Source organism: Pseudoalteromonas rubra (assembly GCF_000238295.3).
In the GTDB taxonomy this organism is placed as follows: Bacteria; Pseudomonadota; Gammaproteobacteria; order Enterobacterales; family Alteromonadaceae; genus Pseudoalteromonas; species Pseudoalteromonas rubra.
The window spans coordinates 1-539 of record NZ_AHCD03000025.1 but is presented as its reverse complement, the minus strand read 5'-3'; the positions used below and the strand labels follow the sequence as shown (position 1 = coordinate 539).

1 protein-coding gene is annotated in these 539 nt (G+C 46.6%); it reads left to right on the top strand.

The annotated features are described in order from the left end of the window. On the top strand, positions 1–539 hold a 539-nt coding region (locus PRUB_RS02655), incomplete at both ends, for a hypothetical protein (RefSeq protein WP_198452311.1).

Below are 539 nucleotides of genomic sequence, written 5' to 3'. Positions count from 1 at the left end.
ACCCGATGTACAAAAAACATTGCAACAGACGGTAAACAGCAAGCGGTCAGAATGCAAAAGAGCGATGGGTATTGTTTAGATGGTAATCGTCTGCTCCTGGTCAGTGGCACTTATGGTGCGGCAAACAGCACCTATCGTACTGAGCTGTCTAACTTTATGACCATTAAAGCAATCGGTACAGATAGCAGTAACACCGGACCTAAAGGCTTTATTGTTGAATCCAAAGATGGTGATACAAAATATTACGGCGACACGTCGTTAAGCAATGACAGTGATGCGTTTGTCAAGCCGGCTGGCAGCTCAGCGAAAGGGGCACACACCTGGGCACTGAAGCAGGTCAGTGATATTTTCGGCAATAAAATTACCTATCACTACACCACCAATACCAGCCTTGGCTACCACCTGTTGAACTACATTTCTTACGGAAAAGTCAAAGTTGACTTTGATTACACCGACCGTAATACCCGCCAATATGGTTATGCCCATGGGGGTAAGGTCGCGAATGTAAAACGCATCTCGGGGATTGAGGTCACACGCGG